Below are 19,264 nucleotides of genomic sequence, written 5' to 3' on the forward strand. Positions count from 1 at the left end.
CGTATGAAATTTTTGCTAATCAACACCAATCAAATTGTTCAAAAACTTGTAGAAATTACAGCTAAAAAGGCTGGGGCAAACCTCACGAGTATAAGAGAATCTAACGAAATGGGTGATTTAGAACAATATGACTATGTGATTATTGATGATGATTGCCTTTCGCTTGATGCAAAAACCTATCTCAATGCTCTGAAACCAAAACGCAAGTGTCTTATTTATAATAAACAAGGTAAGCGTATTGAGGGATTTGACGATTATGTGCAAAAACCATTTTTGCCAACAAGTATTTTAGATATTTTCACAGCACAGCTTGGACACGAAAATACGCAAAATGGAGTAGAAGCAGAAACTGGCAAAGTGTCCATTATAGAAGATATAGGCGATGAGAGTGCAAATTTAAGTCTTGATAACCTTGATGAAGGCTTAAGCGAGATAGATTCTCTCCTTGAAGATAGTGCGCTTGATGAACATATATCATCTGAAGATACAACGCCTAAAGTCAATACCGAATCTAACCAAGAAGAACAAGCACCAAATGAGCAGGACGCACAGACTGCAGAAGAGGACATTGCACAAGAAGAAATAAGCGAAAATGAGAGTGAAGAGATTTCGCTTGAAAATACTAATGAAGATGCAAATACAGATGAGGAAGTAAGTTTAGAAGAATTAGAACTTAATGATGCTGTTTTAGAAGAAGATTCTACGGCTGAAAATGATTTAGATGTTGAGCTTGATTTGAGTAATATTGACAAACTTGGAGATGAAGAAAAAATCCAAGAGAGTGCAGATGAGGCAAAACAACCAGATGATATACCTCTAGAAGAAAATACGGAGCAAGAAGAGACTTTGGCAGATACTCCAACTCAAGCAGATATTGCAGAGGATAATGAATCTGAAACCCAAACAGAGGTAGTAGCAGATGAGACAAATGTAGATTTAGCAGAAGAATTAAGTGATACGCAAGATTCTAAAAACTTAGAAGATTTAGATACCAAAGACACTCAAGATACTGCAGAAGAAAGTATAGCAGCAGATACTTTAGAAGAAGAATTAGAGGCAACAGAAACAGAAAATATAACTGATGATATAACGCAAGATTTGCCTGAAAATGCTGCGGACGAGGAAGGTATAGAAGAGTCTAATGAAGAATCTCTTGAAGATTTGCCCCAAAAAACACAAGAAAATGAAGATGATACGCTCCAACCTGAAGAATTAACGCTTGAAGAATCTCCACAAACAGATGAAGTAGAAATTGCAGAGGGATTAGATTTACAAGATGCCCTTGCAGATACAGATTCTATGTCTGATGATATCCAAGATGATGAAGAAAAACAAGAGAGTGCAGATACGTTAGAAAACGATTTGCTTGATGATGTAGAGAGTATCGCGCTTGGAGATGAGGATATACCTGAACAAGACACAGATGAAAATATAGGTATTGATTTAGGAGACGAATTAGATAAGGATATAGATAAAGAATCTGTGCTTGATGAAGAACAAGTAGGTGAGGTATCTGAAGCTCTTAGCGCACTTGAAAGCAATGATACAAAAAAAGAAGATTTTGCTTCGCTCAAAGAGCCTGATGTTGCTCACGCTTTAGGTGAAGAGCTTGAAAATGTTGAAGAAGAAAACCAAGATGCTCAAACACAAGAATACAAACCTCAAGATTCGCAACATCAATCTCAAGAAATTGTCAAAAATATGATAGCAAACTCTGTGCAAAGTAGCATTTCTAGTTTAAGTTCTAATAATCTTAAATCAATGCTTGATGGGCTTGAAGTAACAATCAATATTAGCTTTAAAGACAAAAGCAAATGATGAGCAAAGGGGCAGTGCTTATTATCTCTGGACCAAGTGGCTGTGGCAAAAGCACATTAACAAAATCGCTTATAGAATCTATCCCTAATGTGTATTTTTCTATTTCAACAACTACGCGCCCTATGCGTGAGGGTGAGACTGATGGTGTGCATTATCATTTTGTGAGCAAAGAACATTTTTTACAAGACATTCACAATAATGTTTTTTTGGAATGGGCAGAAGTGCATACAAATTTTTATGGCACTTCACTCAAACCTGTTCAGCAAGCGCTTGAACAAGATAAAATTGTGCTCTTTGATGTTGATGTGCAAGGACATCACAGCATTAAAGAATATTTTGGGGATTTTGCCAAGTCTGTATTTATTACAACAAAAAATAAAGATATTCTCCGAGAGCGACTTATTTCGCGTCAAACAGATGATCTTCAAACTATTGAATTTCGTCTTATTCAAGCCCATAATGAAATGCAGCATATTCACAATTTTGATTATCTTATTATTAATGATGATATTACTACTGCAAAAGAAGCTATGGTTGCCATTGCGCGCTCACTTAAATATCAGCAAATTGAGCGTTTGAGTAAGATTATCCAAAAATGGTAAGATTGAACGATAAGTTTAAGATTTAAAGACGAGTTTTGGTATAATACCTCAATTTTTATCAAAGGAGATTCTATGCACCCCCCTAGTATTACACAATTGTTGATTATTTTGCTTATTATTGTGCTCCTTTTTGGTGCAAAAAAAATTCCCGAACTTGCAAAAGGATTAGGAAGTGGTATTAAAAACTTCAAAAAAGCTGTCAAAGAAGATGAAGAAGATAATCAAAGTGAAGAAAATACAAAATCTCAAATCAAACAAAGCGAATCTAAAAATGAGAATGTATCAAAAACTCACACAGATTCTCAAAAACAAGACACTTAATGCACCACCATATCAAAGCTCTTCTCCAAAGTGCATTGAATATTAAAAACACAATTGACATTGTGCTTGAGAGACCAAAAAACAAAGACTTGGGGCATTTTGCTACACCTCTTGCCCTTAGCCTTGCTAAGATTGAAAAAACCAATCCTAAGCTTATCGCTGAAGAGATTGCTAAAATACTTACAAATTACGCAGAGTTTGAAAAAGTAGAAACTCTCAATGGCTTTGTAAATCTCACACTTTCTACAACTTTTCTTCAACATATTGCACAAAAACAACTGCAGCATTGTATGACTCTTGAAGCAGATTCTATAAATCCTAACATATCTCAATATACACAAAAGACTCAAATAACACCAAAAGAGCATATTTTGATTGAATTTGTCAGTGCCAATCCCACAGGACCGCTTCACATTGGGCACGCAAGAGGTGCTGTATATGGCGATGCACTTACTCGTGTAGGGCGGTTTTTAGGTTATGATATACTCACCGAATATTATATAAACGATGCAGGGGCACAGATTTATATGCTTGGGCTATCAATTTTTCTTGCAGGGAGAGAACATATCCTTAAAACTCAAGTAGAATATCCACAAAGTTATTATAAGGGCGAATATATTATTGATTTAGCAAAACAATGTGCGCTACACTTTGGTGAAGATGTTTTTAAAAGTGAAGATTCTATCTCCTCTCTTGCAGATTTTGGCAAAGATATGATGCTTCAAGAGATTAAAGATAATCTAGCGCAAGTTGGGATTAAATTTGATTCCTTTGTGAGCGAAAAATCCCTTTATGACAGATGGCAAGATACGCTTGATACTTTAAAATCTCATCAAGGTATTTATACCAAAGATGGCAAAATCTGGATTGCTTCCTCGCAAATCAATGATGAAAAAGACCGAGTTGTCGTGAGGGAGAATGGTGAGCCGACCTATCTTGCTGGAGATATTATCTATCATCAAGATAAATTTCATCGCCATTTTGAACATTATATTAATATTTGGGGAGCCGATCATCACGGCTATATTGCACGCGTAAAGGCAGCTATTCATTTTTTGGGCTATGATGAAAATAAACTTGAAGTGTTGCTTTCTCAAATGGTAAGCCTTCTTAAAGGTGGGCAACCTTATAAAATGAGTAAACGTGCAGGAAATTTTATCCTTATGAAAGATGTAATAGAAGATATTGGAGCTGATGCACTTCGTTTTATTTTTCTCTCTAAAAAACCTGATACACACCTTGAATTTGATGTTGATGAACTTAAAAAAGAAGATGGAAGCAATCCTATTTATTATATTAACTATGCTAATGCTAGAATCCACACACTTTTTAATAAAGCTGGAGTAAATATGCAGCAGACAGCACAAAATGCGAATAAATTGGATATAAATGAACAAGCAAAGGCGCTTTTGTTTGAAGCTCTTTGTCTGCAACAAATAATAGAATCTAGCTTTCGCAATAGAGAGATTCAAAAAATATGTGATTATCTTAAAAGCCTCTCTGCTTCATTTCACAGCTTTTATAATACACACAAAATCTTGCAAAGTCCAAATGAATCAAGTATTCTTTATGTGCTAATGATTGTCAGCCAAAGCCTCACACTTGGATTATCTCTGCTTGGAATTAAAGCAAAAACAAGAATGTAATATGTGCCAGAGCTCAAAAGCATTTATTGCACTTAAAGATGCTTTTCCACATACAATTCCTATTATGCTTGGTTATATTTTTATGGGTGCAGTATTTGGTATCTTATTGCAAAAAACAGGTTATGGTGCGATATGGGCAGCTATAATGGCAGTGGCTATTTATGGGGGAACGACACAATTTATTGCTGTCGGGCTCATAGCAAGTGGAGCTGGCTTATGGGAGAGCTTTGTGCTTGTTTCTATGATTAATGCACGACAAATTTTTTACTCTATAAGTATGTTAGAGAGGTTTAAACGTATGGGCAAAAAGCGTTATTATATGATTTATTCCCTCACTGATGAGACCCTTGCACTTCTTAATCTTAAGTCTCCCAAAACAGGAGTAGATAAACAATGGTTTGATTTTTTTATCGCTGCGCTCAATCAAAGCTATTGGGTTATAGGCTGCACTCTTGGAGCAGCACTTGGTGGAAAGCTTGAGTTTAATTCTAATGGACTTGATTTTGTGATGAGTGCTATTTTTGTTGTGATTTTTATTGAACAATGGCGTAATAAAACAATGCGTATTCCTGCACTCATTGGCATTATAATAAGTTTAATATGTTTATATATTTTTGGGGCACAACAATTTTTAATCCCCTCACTTGTGGGCATTTGTGTTATATTAAGCCTATGGAGAAAACCCATTGTCGCCTGAAATTTTGCACTCGGTCCTTCTTATTGCGCTTATTGCGCTTAATACTCTCTTAAGTCGCTTTTTGCCTTTTATTATCTTTGCTAAATCTACACCCACATTCATTGTCTCTTTAGGTAAAGTGCTGCCAAGTGCAATTATTGCAATGCTTATTATATATTGCCTTAAAGATATGGATTTAGAGCACTCTCCATATGGACTTAATGAAATTATTGCTGTCTTAGTAGTAAGCTACATACATATAGTGTTTAAGATTCCCGTTTTAAGCATTGTATGTGGAACTATCACTTATATGATATTAATACAAAATGCAATTTTAGATTTTATACCCTAGAATCAAAAATCTCTAGGGTATAAATAAATATTAAGCAAAAGCACCTTTAAGTGTCTTTACCCACGCTTGAATTCTGCTATCTGTCATATCTTCTTGATTAACCTCATCAATGACTAAGCCTACAAACTTTCCATTTACAACTGCCAAACTCTCATCAAAAGTGTAGCCATCTGTGCTTGTTTGTCCAATAATTTTTCCTTGTTTTGATACTTTTTCATAAATATGTGCAATACCATTACAAAAAGTTTCGCTATAAATTTCTTGGTCGCCAAGCCCTACAAGAGCGATAGTTTTACCTGAAAAAGCAGCTTCATCAATACTAGAAAGAAAACTATCCCAATCATCTTGTAAATCACCTGAACCATAAGTAGGTGTAGCAAAAATAAGATTCTCAAATGCACTTAAATCATCAGCTTTACTTGAAGCAACATCAAATATTTGACAATCGCCTAATTTATCAGCAATTTTTTGAGCAACTTCTTGCGTAGTGCCACCATCGCTTCCATAAAATAAACCAATTTTTTTCATATATGTCTCCTAAAATATTAAAATAATCTCCTTTACTTTATACTATAAAAACTAATACAAGGTAAGAAGACTAATATCCTTAATCTCAATTAATTCTTATCCAACAAACCCAAAAGAAATAAGATTCTTAAATAAACTTTTGCAAGTGCACTTAAAATACAGGCACAATCTCGCCCTGATAGTGCTGCTGAATAAAATCTTTTACTTTTTGAGATTGCAACGCATTTTTAAGCTTTTGGAGATTCTCATCATTCACTCTTGTGCTTTGCACAACTAGAATATTCGCATAAGGCGATTGTGAGCCTTCCAAAAAAAGTGCATCAGAGCTTTTTAATCCAGCTTGAAGTGCATAATTGCCATTAATCACTGCACCATCAACATCATCTAAAGTGCGGGGCAAAAGTGCTGCTTCAACAGGCTTAATTTTAATACTCTTTGGATTCTCAACAATATCAAGCTCTGTAGCATTAAGGTTATTAGTATCTGCAAGCTTTATTATGCCTTTAGAATCTAACAAAAGAAGAGCCCTTCCACCATTACTTGGGTCATTAGGAATAGCAATAGTAGCACCTTGAGGAAGAGAATCTATATCCTTAAATTTATGTGAATAAAATCCAAGTGGCTCAATGTGAATACTTGCAATAGATTCTAAATTAAGCCCTTTATCTTTTTTAAGCGCATCAAGAAAAGGCTTATGTTGGTGATAATTCGCATCAAGAGAACCATCATTTAAGCTCACATTAGGTGTTACATAATCTGTAAATTGCACGATTTGCAAATCAATACCCTCTTTTTCCAAATCAGGTTTAATAAATTCAAGAATCTCTGCGTGTGGCACAGGGGTTGCGCCCACTTTAAGCACAACTTTTTCTGCTGTGCCATCTTGTGATGTATTTTTCTCATCACTACAACCAAAAAACACTAATCCTACTAAAATAAAAGTAAGTAACTTTTTCATTAATTCTCCTTAAAATAAAATTAATCTGCCTTACACAATGTAAGGATTGCCTAATTTTCTGCACCCACAGGAATAATTTCCCCTTTATACTTTGAGAGAATAAACTCACGGGTTTCTTTACTCAAAAGCACCTCTTTAAGTGCCAAAATACGTTCATCACTTTGATTATCCTCACGCGCTACAAGCACATTCACATATGCACTTTTGTCATTTTCGTGAAAAAGCGATTGAGTGATACTCATCTGTGCTTGCAAGGCATAATTTGCATTAATCACTGCGCCATCAACACTATCAAGCACCATAGGCAGAGAAGCTGCTTCCATAGGTTTAAATACAAGATTTTTTGGATTCTCAATAATATCCATCTCTGTAGCATTAAGGTTACTTGAATTTGAAAGCTTTATTATTCCATTATCGTGGAGCAAAATAAAAGCTCGTGCCATATTAGATGCATCACCCGGAATAGCAATAGTCGCACCTTGTGAGATAGAATCTATATCTTTAAATTTATGTGAATAAAATCCAAGTGGCACAACATATATAGGCGCAATTGCTACAAGGTGATAACCCTTTTGAGCATTAGTATTATCCATAAAAGGCTTGTGTTGATACATATTTGCATCACTACTTCCTTCGGCTAAAGACACATTAGGCACAACATAATCCGTAAAATGCTGAATAAGCATTTGCACTCCTTTTGCCTCAAGCTGTGGCTTAACATACTCTAAAATCTCCGCAGCAGGGACAGGTGTTGCACCTACTTTAAGTATTTGTGTCATCTCATTGCTTACTTCTTGATTAATTTTACCTTCTTTTTCACTTGAACAAGCCACATAACCCGCTCCCAATGCCAACACAAAAACTAACTGCACAATATTTTTCATAAAACCTCCTTAAACAAAATAAATTAACGATGCTGACGCAAACGTTTAATGAGTAAATCACCGCTTGATTGAATACATTGCACAATCACAATCGTGCATATTACCGCATATGCCAATATATCAGGCTTAAAAGATTGAAAGCCTATGCGATAGGCTAAGTCTCCCAACCCTCCAGCACCTACAACTCCAGCCATAGCAGAAAAGCCAACTAAACTTACAGCTGTAATAGTGATAGCATTAGCAAGTGAGGGCAAACTCTCACTAATCATCATCAAAATAATGCGCATTTTGCTTGCCCCCATACTCATAGTAGCCTCTATAAGCCCTTTATCAACCTCATCAAATGCTCCTTCAAAAAGTCGCGCAATAAAAGGAGTGGCTGCAATAACAAGTGGAATAATCGCAGCAGTGCTTCCAATGCTCGTGCCAATTAAGTATTTTGAAAGAGGCAAAAGCAAAATAATAAGCACGATAAAAGGGAATGAACGCACAACATTGACAATCGCTCCTAAGATTCTATAAAACAAAGGATTTGCTAATATGCCAGAAGGCTTAATCACGCTTAATAATACCCCCAAAGGTAATCCAAAAATCATAGCAAAAAGCGAAGAGAAAAAAACCATATAGAGCGTTTCGCAACACGACTTTACTAAAGTAAAGATTATAGGATTTTCAAAAGTAGAGCGCAAAAATATAAGCCAATGTTTCTCGCAAAAATCTAAAAACTCTAACATAAATGACCCTTCACACTGCCTTAGATTCTATTTTTTGAGAGAGTTGAATAGAATCTGTATTTTGACACATAAGATTCAAATCCTCAATACTCACACCTTGCTCTTTAAGCCACGAGAGTGCTTTGTCTCTTTTATCATCTGTTGCTATAAATTTTAATACTAAATGCCCAACCTCTCCTGTCGCAAGCTCATCAATATTGCCACTTAAAATATTTACATCAACATCAAATTCTCGTATCATTTGACTTACAAGCGGCAAATGTGCGTAAGGACCAGTAAATATAACTTTATATACATTATGCAAATCTTTCAAATGCGAAATAATATGTCCTTCATCTTGAGGTAAAAATGAAATAAGCTCCCGAGTAATGGGATGTTTAGGGGCAGCAAAAACTTCGGCAACGCTGCCACGCTCCACAATAGCACCATCACTCACAACACACATTTTATTGCAAATCTCGCGCACGACCTCAATTTGATGTGTAATCAACACTACACTTAAACCCAAACGTCTTTGAATATCACGCAAGAGGGCAAGAATTGATTTTGTCGTTTTAGTATCAAGAGCCGAAGTTGCCTCATCACATAAAAGCACTTTAGGGTGATTAGCTAATGCTCTTGCTATTGCTACTCTTTGCTTCTGTCCACCACTAAGCTGACTTGGAAAAAAGGAGGCTCGTTCACTTAAACCCACAAGCTCTAAAAGTTCATCAACACGAGGTTTTATCGCTTTTTTATCCCATTTAGCAATCTCCAAGGCAAATGCAACATTATCAAATACATTTCTTGCACTTAAAAGATTAAAATGTTGAAAAATCATACCAATTTTTTGTCTTTGCATTTGCAATTCTTTTTGTTTTAAGCCAAGCATATTCACGCCATCAACAAAGAGTGTGCCACTTGTAGGCTCTTCAAGACGATTGATAATACGTATAAGTGTGCTTTTACCCGCACCTGAATAACCAATAATCCCCATAATATCGCCTTTTGCTACTTCCAAATCTATATTTTTAAGAGCAACAAATCCATTTGGGTAGGTTTTATTGATGTGGTTTAGCTTTATCACACCGCATTCCTTTTAATACTTTTATATTTTTAAAAACTGCGCATTATATCACAAATTTTAAAAATACCCTATGTATTAATTTCCCTGTTTTTTTACATCTGGGGATTATTGGCTTTGTCTATTTTATCCCGTAAAAAAATGTGTAAATCTCTATATTCTTCGTGTGTAAAAAACCGCTTTTTCCCACAAGGTAAGGCATTTAAATGCACAAATCCATAGCTTATGCGTCTTAAATCTAATACTTCACGCCCAAAAGCTCCAAAGAATCGGCGTAACTCCCTATTTTTTCCTTGTGCAATACTAACTTTGATTTTAGAATATCTTCTATCATTTTTAAGAATCTTATAAGAGTTAAAAGGAGCAAACTCCATACTTGTAATATGACTTTTGCTATGTGCTCCAACTCTCGTATCTTCACTAATAAGCCCATTTTCCATAGCACTAATGATTTCTTGGGTGATAAAGCCATTAATTTTAAGAATATATGTGCGCAATAAATCAGATTCCATAAGAGCTCTAGCAACAGGTGTGCTATCGGTAAGAATAAGCAATCCCTCACTTGCAAAATCCAATCGCCCCACATATACAAAATGCTTAAATTTTGCTTCTAAACTCTCGTATATTACTCGCCTACCACGCTCATCACGTTTGCTTACAATTTCGCCTTTGGGTTTATGATATACGATACAAGTAAAGTGCTCCTTGGGAATAATCTTTTTGCCATCAATAAATACTCGTTGATTTGCACCCAAAAGAGAATGTAATGTCGCCTTAGTTTTTTCAATATTAACCCGCCCTTGAGAAATGAGTTTATCAGCCTCACGCCGAGAATATTTTGTATGATGAGCAATATATTGATTAAGGCGCATCTATTTTAAGCCAAATATTGGATTCCCTCCATTTACGCTTCCTCTTGTTTTTATAAGTGAATAATTATTACAACCCGATTCAATTCCATAATCACACGCTAAACCAAAAAGTTCAATCGCTTTACGCTTATCCTGCCTCACACCAAACCCACCATCATAAAGCACACCCAAATTGTTACAACTTTGAATATGCCCACTATCACACGCAAGCGTAAAATATTTTGCTGCATTATAATAATTCTTATCTGCACCATTTGAGCCAGTAGCATACATCCAACCTAAATTTCCACAACCTATAATATCACCTTGCTGACAAGCAACATAATTCATCTCAACATAGCTCATCTTATCTTTTGTCATACCATACACATTATAAGTATTACTCATAAGCCCTAAATTATAACAGCCCAAATCGCTCCCGAGCTGACAAGCGCTATTATAATAAGCTAATGATTTTTGGTAATCTTTTTTGACACCTACGCCATTAGCATACATCCAACCTGCATTAGTACAACCTAGAGAATCTCCCCCTTGACAAGCCACCTCATAGAGCTGTGCTGCTTGAACTTTATCTTCTTTAACGCCCTCACCATTATCATACGCCATTGCAAGATTCGCACACGCCACAGCATCACCACCTGTGCAAGCTTTATAGTAATAATTAACTGCCTTTTGAGGGTCTGGTACACCTGAATTTGCTCCATACATATAAATAAGTCCAGAACCAAAACAACCTGCAGCATTACCTTGATCACAAGAGCGTGCAAAGAGATTCAATGCGCTTTCATAATCTCCATCTCTTGCAAAAACCATTGCTGATTTGAGGGTATTATTTGATTCATTAACATTCTCAAGCATATCCTCAATGGGTGCTCCATTGATTTGATTAGCAGGAGTAAGAGGAGCAGAGCCCAAAAGCCCTGCAGGAATATTTGTATTTTGATTGTTTTGGGTAGGCGATGTAGGCTGAGTATTTTGAGGCAAATTTGATACATTAGGAGCAATAGGATTTGTGGTATTTTGTGAGTTGGGTAAAGGTTGTGTGGAAACTTCCCCTGCCGTCTCCTCTGGCTCTGCAAATCCTATCCCTACAATACATATTATTGCCCACATAAGCGCAAAAATCTTTTTCATCACACTATCCTAAGTAATAAATTTGCCTTTCAAAGCAAATGGCTTTAAGCAAATATAATACCATAATTAATGCAAAGCTGTATTAAGCTCAATTTTTCTATTACTCCTAAAAGCTATCATCTTGCCACTTTGACTATCACAGCGAAAATGAATGCCGTGTTTGCCTGAAAGCTCTCTTCCTTTATAAAAATTATTTTCCTTAATAGCAAATGTATCATTTATTTCAGCAATTTTTGCAGCTTCCTCAGGTGCAATATAAAATACTCCTCCAGCAAGAACAGCAATACCTCCATCAACAATGCACCCATCGCCCAAGCTAATACCGGTGGCACTATTAACGCCTAAAAGACAATTTTTACCAATACTTATAGGCTCGGAATTTCCTCCACTTAATACGCCAAGGATACTCGCACCACCTCCCACATCAGTGCCTTCACCTACCACCACACTTGAGCTAATGCGCCCCTCATTCATACAAGCTCCCATTGCTCCAGCATTGAAATTCACATAACTTGCTCCGGGCATTTGGGTATAGCCACCTGTTCCTAAATACGCTCCAAAGCGCGTTTTGGAACTATCAAGTAGGCGAATATTATCATATTGTGGAATCACCTGCATTAGGTATCGTGGAAACTTATCTACAAAATCAATATGAGGAAACTCGCCCTCCATTTTAAGACGAATCTCATTTTCTCTTAGCCATTCCAATTCATAGGGTTTATTGCCGCTCCAAGCGACATTTTGCAGCAATCCAAAAATACCATCAAGTTGCAAAGAACGCAAAGGCGCTTTGCCTAAAGATAAAGCCAAAAGTTTAAGATATGCAGATTCTACGCTTTCGCATTTTTCATCTTTATAGATAACACAGAATCTATACCGAGCTCTACCACCCTTTGTTTTTAGCTTGCCTTTATTTGCTTGTTTTTTAAGCTCTAAAATGACTTGAATATTTTTGTGCGTTTGAGAATCGCTTAATGCCTCATTTAAGAAGGGAGTGTAAAGCTCAAGTGCCTTATGCACAAATTCCTGATTAATGCCATACACCGCTTCATTATCACTTTGAGCTATGAGTTCACCAGCTTTTGCACTCTCACATAGCACGGCATAAGTGCCGAGATTCTCTCCTTTCCAATTCATCGTAGGATAAGTTGCGCACAACACTGCCTTAGACTTTTTACCAATCTCCACACGCGCAATACCAAAACCTAATGGTTCTTTATACGTTGCTGACTTTTGGTATTCATCAACAAATAACTTAAATTTCTCAATGCCCATATATTCTCCTTAATTCCTTTAATGATATAAAATTTGTAACTTGGTATTTTACATTATTTATTCTAAGATAACAAATAGTAAGTAAAAGCAACATTAATCCCCATTTAATGCAAAAAAGCAAGAAGTTTAAATTATACAATCTAAAATCTTGCATTCATAAAAAAGTTAAAGAGTGATTTTATAAGCTCTTAGAATACTTACAAACAAATGGATTCTATACATTGCTAAAGTTTGTCGGTTTTTGGCACAGCGATTTTACCACCATACAAAGAATTTATTTTGACAATATCTTTTAGCAAATTATCTATATTTGTTACAACCTGCTTGTTTTTTATTTTATATCGTTTTGCAAGTTCTTTTATATCTGTATATGTGATATATACATTATTTTTAGAATCTTGCCATACAGAAATCTTGAGAGGCAGATGAGTGGCTATTTGCTGATTCTCTTGCATCAAAAGCGTTCCAACTTTTGGATTCCCAAAAACTATTACCTTTGTAGGATTAAGTTCTAATCCTGCTTCTTTAGCATTTTTGCTATGGTCAAATTCTGCAAAAATGGGTATATTCTTTTGCATTATAGTATTTTTAATGTTTTTATAAGTAGTATCAAAATTATATGTGCTTTTTAGTGCCTCTGCACTGTTTGCTATTTGAGCTATGGCAAACAAAGAAAATATGATTTTTTTAATACCCATTGAAATTCTCCTTAAACTTAAATTCATTTAATATCCTAACTCATATTCCGAACTTGATTTAAAGGCATTTTTATATGGTGCGTCCCACCAACTACAAAAATCAAGTGCGTGTGTCTTCCTACAATCTGCCGATGGCTCACGAGCAGGTGTTAGCCCACAACTACAAAATAAAAGAGGAATAAACAAAAGCAATATTATTTTCAAATATCCTCCTATGCGCTAGACACAATACTTATACAAGAAAAAATGCAATAAATATTAAAGCATTTTGATATTTATAGAATCTAGCAAAAAATAATCAAAATTTCTAAACAAAAATCACTCTTTACATTTTAGTGATTATTCCTATAATAAATTTTATTTTAAGTTTTGTATGCTAAAATCTCACTTCACAAAAAATAATTTGCATAAAAGGGGATAAAATGATAACGATAAGTAGAATATTAATATGTGGAGGGGTAACCTGCTGTCTATGTCTTTTTGGATATGCCGATGAGATAGGCAATGAAACTTTTTCGGATACGACAGAATCTACAAAAGAAAAGTCATCTTCAAGTGCAACGCGCAATGTCAAATTACAAAAATCTATCGTTACTGCTGCTTCAGGGAGTGAGAAAAATGTAATTGATGCTCCAGCATCTGTAAATATTATTACCAAAGAAGAATTAGAGCAAAAACCTTATAGAGACTTAGGCGAAGCTCTCAAAGAAGTGCCCGGCGTGAGCCTTGATGAAACCTCCAACAAACTCGGTGCTTCTGCTATTTCTATTCGTGGTATGCCTTCAGGTTATACACTTTTTTTAGTTGATGGCTTAAGGCAAAATCCTAGCGGCGATGTAGCTACTGCAAATTTAGGTGCTGGTGTGTATAACACTTTTATCCCTCCAATGGGTGCTATTGAGCGTATTGAAGTTATCAAGGGACCTATGAGCACACTCTATGGAAGTGATGCGATAGGGGGTGTTGTAAATATCATCACTAAACCTATTACAGATAAATGGCACACTTCTTTTCAATCTCAAATCATTGTGCCCCAATCCTCTACTTTTGGTAATACTTATCAAAACTCACTTTGGACACAAGGTGGGCTTACAAAACACTTAGGGCTAACTTTTAGGGTGCGTCAAATTCATAAAAATCCAAGCGATAGACCCAAAAATGATTTAGGGCAAGATGTTTCTACTTTTTTTGGCACAAAATTTTCATTACTTAATGTCGGCACAAGGCTCACTTGGCTACCTGATAGTAAAAATATGCTCTATGCCGATGTAGATTACACAACATCAAACTATGATAATCGCAAAGGAGAAATAGGAACACTTGGTGTAGATGTTAACGGGAGAGGAGGCTATGAAAAAAATGTGGGTGTAGATAAGATTCTCGGGGCTATTGGACATAAAGGCTCTTATGATTTTGGGACTTGGAAAAATACCCTGCAATTTATGCGAACAAACAATACGGGAAGACTTGTAGCAGGCAATACTAACTCTCCAAATATTGGTAAAAATAGAGATATTGCTTCTAATGATGTGATCGCCGACACGCGACTTTTGCTTCCTTTAGGAGAAAGCAATATTTTAAATGTCGGCGCAGAATATCGCTTTGAGAATTATTACGATTTAGCTGCTACTCCTGCAAGTCATAATCGCCATACTTTCGCACTTTTTGCTGAAGATGAATATAATATCTTTGAACCGCTTACTTTTACTCTCGGAGCGAGGTATAATCATAATGATAAGTTTGGCTCAAATATCAGTCCGCGCGCATATCTTGTATATGAGATTCTTGATGGTTTTGCTCTTAAAGGCGGAGTAGCCACAGGATATAAAGCTCCTTATGCCAATCAACTCATTGACGCGGTATATGGCTATGGAAGTCAAGGCACACTTGCTTTTTTAGGTAATCCAAACCTTAAACCAGAAACTTCAGTGAGCTATGAAATAGGCACTATTTTTGATGGGAGATATATTGATTTTTCTTTAATGTTTTTCCGCTCAAATTTTAAAGACAAAATTGAAAACACAAGGGTGAATAAAAATGCAAATGGTGCTTTTTATGAAATTACTTGCCAAAATTACGGAGGAACAAATACTCAATGTAATCTCGCTATTAATGCAGATAGTGCATTTTCTCAAGGTGTAGAATCTAGCTTTGGCATTAAACCCATTTATGGCGTAGGATTTGATGTGGCTTATACCTTTGTGGATTCTGAAATTACTTCAGGAAGCAATAAAGGCAGACCTCTTTCAAGTGTGGCAAAGCACAACATCGTGTCTAAGCTTATCTTTACACATAAGAAATTCCATCTTTATGTGCAAGGGCAACACAAAGCAGGGTTGCTTAACACAAATGCATTAGGCAATACACCAGATGCCATAGCAATTAGAAATATACTTGGTGGCACATACTACAAACCTTATACGATTGTTAATCTCGGTTTAGGTTATAAAATTACAGAATCTATCCGCTTAAATGGTGGTGTGTATAATCTCTTTGATACAAATTTTATTGATTTTAGGAATTATAGTGCTAGTGGCAATGTCAATATGCACGGAGCTTATATTCAAGAGGGGCGCAGATATTGGGCAAATATCACACTTGATTTTTAAACTATTCAAGTTTAGTTTAATCTTTGAGAATATATAATTCTTGCAAATTATCTAATGATTCGTGATAATTTACCTATATAATACTTACAGGAGTTTAAAATGGGCAAACGAGTAGAACACGATTTTATTGGCGAACTAGAGATTGCCGATGATATGTATTATGGTGTGCAAACCTTTAGAGCATTACAAAATTTCAATATTACAGGCGATAAGCTAAGTAGCTATCCAAGCTTTATCAAGGCTTTTGCGCAAGTAAAAAAAGCTGCTTGTTTGGCAAATTATGAACTTAAATTGCTTGATGAGCAAAAAAAAGATGCTATTTGCAAAGCTTGTGATAGGCTTATTGCAGGCGAGCTAAGAGAGCAATTTGTAGTAGATATGCTTCAAGGTGGAGCTGGAACAAGCACAAATATGAACACAAATGAAGTTGTAGCAAATTTGGCATTAGAGATTATGGGACATAAAAAAGGTGAATATCAATACTGCCACCCAAATGACCACGTCAATCTCTCACAATCTACAAATGATTCATATCCCACTGCTATTCACGTAGCACTATATGACGAGCTTTCAGCTCTTGCCAAAGATATGGAAGTGCTAAAAGAATCTTTTAATAAAAAATCTCAAGAATTTAAAGATGTGCTTAAAATGGGGCGAACTCAACTTCAAGATGCTGTGCCTATGACTTTAGGACAAGAGTTTCACACTTTTGCAGTGATGATGGGAGAAGATATTGCGCGTGTGCTTGAAGCAAGAAACCTTGTAACTGAAATCAATATGGGTGGGACCGCAATTGGGACAGGCATAAACTCACACCCTGATTATCCTAAAATTGTCCAAAAGAAACTCTGTGAGGTTACAGGACACCCTTTCAAAACTGCAGATGACCTCATTGAGGCCACACAAGATACAGGTGCGTATGTGCAAGTAAGTGGTGTGCTTAAAAGAGTAGCTGTGAAACTCTCTAAAGTCTGTAATGACTTACGACTACTAAGCTCTGGACCAAGAGCGGGGCTTAATGAAATCAACCTCCCCAAAATGCAGCCCGGAAGCTCCATTATGCCCGGTAAAGTAAATCCTGTAATCCCTGAAGTTGTTAATCAAGTATGCTATGCAGTGATTGGTAATGATGTAACTGTGAGCTTTGCAAGTGAGGGCGGACAATTGCAGCTTAATGTATTTGAGCCTGTGATTGCTTATGGATTATTTAACTCTATTTCTATGATGAGAAATGCTATGCTTACACTTGCAAGCAAATGTATTGACGGAATCACTGCAAATGAAAAGATTTGTAGTGATTTTGTTTATAATAGCATTGGTATTGTTACAGCTCTTAATCCTTATATTGGCTATGAGAATTCTGCATCAATTGCTAAAGAATCTTTACAAACAGGCAAACCTGTTAAAGAAATTGCATTAGAAAGAAAGCTTTTAAGCGAAGAGCAACTCAATGAGATTTTTCAACCAAAAAATATGCTCAATCCACATATGAGCGCAGAAGATAAGGCGAAATTCCAAAAAAATTCGCCTTTTGCATAATCTCTTTGTAAAGTGTTTTTAGAGGAGTAGCCAAAGGCACTTCTTTAAAACTTACAATTTCATTTTTTAAGGATTTTTTATGGAAATAATATTACTGGTTTTACAAGTAGCAGTGCTACTTGGTGCGATTTTCTTAGGTATCCGACTAGGAGGTATGGCGATAGGCTATGCTGGAGGATTCGGTGTTGTAGTGCTTTGTCTCGTGCTCGGTATGAAACCCGGAGATATTCCTTGGGACGTGATTTTAATCATTATGTCTGTGATTGCAGCGATTGCGGCAATGCAACTTGCTGGTGGGCTAGACTATATGGTGCAAGTGGCAGAAAAAATCTTGCGCAAGAATCCAAAATACATTAACTACCTTGCTCCAACGGTTACATATTTCCTTACATTCTTAGCTGGCACTGGGCATACAGCATTTTCAATGATACCTGTGATTGTAGAAGTGGCAAAAGAGCAAAACATTAAACCTTCCGCACCTCTTTCAATCGCCGTTGTCGCAAGTCAGATTGCTATCACTGCATCGCCTGTAAGTGCTGCAGTGGTGTATATGAGTGGTGCTCTTGAAGATTTTGGCTGGAATTACCCTACATTGCTACTTGTATGGCTTATTACAACTTTTGCCGCTTGTATGCTTACTGCATTTGTGGTGAGCAAGTTTTTCCCACTTGATTTAAGCAAGGACATCATCTATCAAGAACGATTAAAAGCGGGACTTGTTAAGCCTTCTGTTGGTGCACAACATATTGAACTCAAAAAAGGTGCAAAACTAAGTGTAGGAATTTTCTTATTAGGTGTGCTCTGCGTGGTGATTTATGCCACTTCAATTTCTGATGTTGTGCGTAAGCCTTTCTTGGATATCCTAAATGGTGTGATTGTAAGCAATAATGGACAAGGGCTTATGGCAGGTATTGCTGAATTTATGAGAGGCTACATTGACCCAGTGAGATTACCACGCGATGGAGCGATTATGGCATTTATGTTAGCTATTGCTACTTGTATTACGATTTTTTGCAAGATAGATACAGGCAAACTTCTTGAAGCCAGCACTTTTAAGGCAGGTATGACAGCTTGTATTTGTGTGCTAGGCGTTGCTTGGCTTGGCAATACCTTTGTCGCCGGATACAAAAAAGAAATTGGAGATTTAGCAAGCAACCTTGTAGGTGATTATCCTGCACTTTTAGCAGTGGCACTTTTCTTTGCAAGTATGTTGCTTTACTCTCAGGCAGCAACAGCAAAGGCTATTATGCCTGTGGTCATTGGTGCACTTGGCATAACTGCGGCTACTCCAGAATCTTCCTACATTCTTGTAGCAAGCTTTGCAGCAGTTTCTGCTCTCTTCGTATTGCCCACATACCCTACCCTGCTTGGTGCAGTACAAATGGACGATACCGGCTCAACGCGTATTGGTAAATATGTCTTTAACCATAGCTTTATTGTGCCCGGCACACTTGCGATAATCTTTGCAGTAGGGCTTGGGTTTATAGTCACTCCTCTCTTTGCTTAAGATGTCTCTATATGCAGGAGCATTCAATGAATATCCTTGCGTATAGAT

At 36.4% G+C, this 19,264-nt stretch carries 19 protein-coding genes; 9 read left to right on the top strand and 10 right to left on the bottom strand.

Annotation, left to right across the window (positions count from 1 at the left end):
• The first annotated feature begins 3 nt into the window (after positions 1 to 3).
• From HH_RS03505 to HH_RS03530, 6 genes are all read left to right on the top strand, one after another.
• Entirely contained in the window at positions 4 to 1,818 is a 1,815-nt protein-coding gene (locus HH_RS03505) for a hypothetical protein (RefSeq protein ID WP_011115548.1), read from the top strand.
• Positions 1,818 to 2,420 (top strand): guanylate kinase, encoded by a 603-nt coding sequence (gmk, locus tag HH_RS03510; protein WP_011115549.1) that lies wholly within the window; start codon positions 1,818 to 1,820, stop codon positions 2,418 to 2,420. The genes HH_RS03505 and gmk overlap by 1 nt, the downstream gene beginning before the upstream one ends.
• A 72-nt stretch (positions 2,421 to 2,492) precedes the next feature.
• Entirely contained in the window at positions 2,493 to 2,741 is a 249-nt protein-coding gene (locus HH_RS03515; RefSeq protein WP_011115550.1) for a twin-arginine translocase TatA/TatE family subunit, read from the top strand.
• A complete protein-coding gene (gene argS, locus HH_RS03520) occupies positions 2,741 to 4,387 on the top strand; it encodes an arginine--tRNA ligase (protein WP_011115551.1) in 1,647 nt (548 codons plus the stop codon). Before HH_RS03515 ends, argS begins: the two co-directional genes overlap by 1 nt.
• 1 nt (position 4,388) lies before the next feature.
• Positions 4,389 to 5,084 (top strand): AzlC family ABC transporter permease, encoded by a 696-nt coding sequence (locus HH_RS03525; protein WP_011115552.1) that lies wholly within the window; start codon positions 4,389 to 4,391, stop codon positions 5,082 to 5,084.
• A complete protein-coding gene (locus HH_RS03530; protein ID WP_011115553.1) occupies positions 5,074 to 5,415 on the top strand; it encodes a branched-chain amino acid transporter permease in 342 nt (113 codons plus the stop codon). The genes HH_RS03525 and HH_RS03530 overlap by 11 nt, the downstream gene beginning before the upstream one ends.
• 30 nt (positions 5,416 to 5,445) lie before the next feature.
• Here HH_RS03530 and HH_RS03535 read toward each other — a convergent pair whose 3' ends face one another.
• The 10 genes from HH_RS03535 to HH_RS09505 all read right to left on the bottom strand — a co-directional run bounded on the left by HH_RS03535 (position 5,446) and on the right by HH_RS09505 (position 13,765).
• A complete protein-coding gene (locus tag HH_RS03535) occupies positions 5,446 to 5,943 on the bottom strand; it encodes a flavodoxin (protein WP_011115554.1) in 498 nt (165 codons plus the stop codon).
• 151 nt (positions 5,944 to 6,094) lie between these two features.
• Positions 6,095 to 6,901, bottom strand: a complete 807-nt coding sequence (locus HH_RS03540; protein WP_011115555.1) for a MetQ/NlpA family ABC transporter substrate-binding protein — start codon at positions 6,899 to 6,901, stop codon at positions 6,095 to 6,097.
• 50 nt (positions 6,902 to 6,951) lie between these two features.
• The gene (locus tag HH_RS03545) at positions 6,952 to 7,785 is read right to left on the bottom strand and encodes a MetQ/NlpA family ABC transporter substrate-binding protein (RefSeq protein ID WP_011115556.1); all 834 of its coding nucleotides are present in this window, start codon (positions 7,783 to 7,785) and stop codon (positions 6,952 to 6,954) included.
• 23 nt (positions 7,786 to 7,808) lie between these two features.
• Positions 7,809 to 8,408: a methionine ABC transporter permease gene (locus tag HH_RS03550; protein ID WP_226989508.1), complete on the bottom strand. Its 600-nt coding sequence runs from the start codon at positions 8,406 to 8,408 to the stop codon at positions 7,809 to 7,811.
• Between the two features lie 121 nt (positions 8,409 to 8,529).
• On the bottom strand, positions 8,530 to 9,585 hold the full coding sequence (locus HH_RS03555; protein ID WP_011115558.1) for a methionine ABC transporter ATP-binding protein: 1,056 nt from the start codon (positions 9,583 to 9,585) through the stop codon (positions 8,530 to 8,532).
• Between the two features lie 92 nt (positions 9,586 to 9,677).
• The gene (locus HH_RS03560; RefSeq protein ID WP_011115559.1) at positions 9,678 to 10,454 is read right to left on the bottom strand and encodes a pseudouridine synthase; all 777 of its coding nucleotides are present in this window, start codon (positions 10,452 to 10,454) and stop codon (positions 9,678 to 9,680) included.
• Positions 10,455 to 11,588 (bottom strand): SEL1-like repeat protein, encoded by a 1,134-nt coding sequence (locus tag HH_RS03565; RefSeq protein WP_011115560.1) that lies wholly within the window; start codon positions 11,586 to 11,588, stop codon positions 10,455 to 10,457.
• Between the two features lie 66 nt (positions 11,589 to 11,654).
• Positions 11,655 to 12,863 carry a 2,3,4,5-tetrahydropyridine-2,6-carboxylate N-succinyltransferase gene (locus HH_RS03570; protein ID WP_011115561.1) on the bottom strand — a complete coding sequence of 403 codons (1,209 nt, stop codon included), beginning with the start codon at positions 12,861 to 12,863 and terminating at the stop codon, positions 11,655 to 11,657.
• 224 nt (positions 12,864 to 13,087) lie between these two features.
• A complete protein-coding gene (locus HH_RS03575; protein WP_011115562.1) occupies positions 13,088 to 13,561 on the bottom strand; it encodes a DUF302 domain-containing protein in 474 nt (157 codons plus the stop codon).
• A gap of 27 nt (positions 13,562 to 13,588) precedes the next feature.
• On the bottom strand, positions 13,589 to 13,765 hold the full coding sequence (locus HH_RS09505) for a hypothetical protein (protein WP_158295427.1): 177 nt from the start codon (positions 13,763 to 13,765) through the stop codon (positions 13,589 to 13,591).
• A gap of 218 nt (positions 13,766 to 13,983) precedes the next feature.
• Here HH_RS09505 and HH_RS03580 point away from each other — a divergent pair, with 218 nt between their 5' ends.
• The 3 genes from HH_RS03580 (at position 13,984) to HH_RS03590 (ending at position 19,216) form a co-directional block, all read left to right on the top strand.
• Positions 13,984 to 16,170, top strand: a complete 2,187-nt coding sequence (locus HH_RS03580) for a TonB-dependent receptor domain-containing protein (protein ID WP_011115563.1) — start codon at positions 13,984 to 13,986, stop codon at positions 16,168 to 16,170.
• A gap of 99 nt (positions 16,171 to 16,269) precedes the next feature.
• Positions 16,270 to 17,709 carry an aspartate ammonia-lyase gene (aspA, locus tag HH_RS03585; RefSeq protein WP_011115564.1) on the top strand — a complete coding sequence of 480 codons (1,440 nt, stop codon included), beginning with the start codon at positions 16,270 to 16,272 and terminating at the stop codon, positions 17,707 to 17,709.
• A 79-nt stretch (positions 17,710 to 17,788) separates the two neighbouring features.
• A complete protein-coding gene (locus HH_RS03590) occupies positions 17,789 to 19,216 on the top strand; it encodes an anaerobic C4-dicarboxylate transporter (RefSeq protein ID WP_011115565.1) in 1,428 nt (475 codons plus the stop codon).
• Positions 19,217 to 19,264 lie beyond the last annotated feature (48 nt).

This window comes from Helicobacter hepaticus ATCC 51449, from assembly GCF_000007905.1.
Classification (GTDB): domain Bacteria; phylum Campylobacterota; class Campylobacteria; order Campylobacterales; family Helicobacteraceae; genus Helicobacter_C; species Helicobacter_C hepaticus.

Bases quoted from the DNA above. Each gene is read 5' to 3' on its own strand.
- HH_RS03515 (WP_011115550.1), top strand. From the start codon at position 2,493: ATGCACCCCCCTAGTATTACACAATTGTTGATTATTTTGCTTATTATT.
- HH_RS03540 (WP_011115555.1), bottom strand. From the start codon at position 6,901: ATGAAAAAGTTACTTACTTTTATTTTAGTAGGATTAGTGTTTTTTGGT.
- HH_RS03545 (WP_011115556.1), bottom strand. From the start codon at position 7,785: ATGAAAAATATTGTGCAGTTAGTTTTTGTGTTGGCATTGGGAGCGGGT.
- HH_RS03560 (WP_011115559.1), bottom strand. From the start codon at position 10,454: ATGCGCCTTAATCAATATATTGCTCATCATACAAAATATTCTCGGCGT.
- argS (WP_011115551.1), top strand. From the start codon at position 2,741: ATGCACCACCATATCAAAGCTCTTCTCCAAAGTGCATTGAATATTAAA.
- HH_RS03550 (WP_226989508.1), bottom strand. From the start codon at position 8,408: ATGGTTTTTTTCTCTTCGCTTTTTGCTATGATTTTTGGATTACCTTTG.
- HH_RS03535 (WP_011115554.1), bottom strand. From the start codon at position 5,943: ATGAAAAAAATTGGTTTATTTTATGGAAGCGATGGTGGCACTACGCAA.
- HH_RS03570 (WP_011115561.1), bottom strand. From the start codon at position 12,863: ATGGGCATTGAGAAATTTAAGTTATTTGTTGATGAATACCAAAAGTCA.
- HH_RS03565 (WP_011115560.1), bottom strand. From the start codon at position 11,588: ATGAAAAAGATTTTTGCGCTTATGTGGGCAATAATATGTATTGTAGGG.
- HH_RS03590 (WP_011115565.1), top strand. From the start codon at position 17,789: ATGGAAATAATATTACTGGTTTTACAAGTAGCAGTGCTACTTGGTGCG.
- aspA (WP_011115564.1), top strand. From the start codon at position 16,270: ATGGGCAAACGAGTAGAACACGATTTTATTGGCGAACTAGAGATTGCC.
- HH_RS03525 (WP_011115552.1), top strand. From the start codon at position 4,389: ATGTGCCAGAGCTCAAAAGCATTTATTGCACTTAAAGATGCTTTTCCA.
- gmk (WP_011115549.1), top strand. From the start codon at position 1,818: ATGAGCAAAGGGGCAGTGCTTATTATCTCTGGACCAAGTGGCTGTGGC.
- HH_RS03575 (WP_011115562.1), bottom strand. From the start codon at position 13,561: ATGGGTATTAAAAAAATCATATTTTCTTTGTTTGCCATAGCTCAAATA.
- HH_RS03505 (WP_011115548.1), top strand. From the start codon at position 4: ATGAAATTTTTGCTAATCAACACCAATCAAATTGTTCAAAAACTTGTA.
- HH_RS03580 (WP_011115563.1), top strand. From the start codon at position 13,984: ATGATAACGATAAGTAGAATATTAATATGTGGAGGGGTAACCTGCTGT.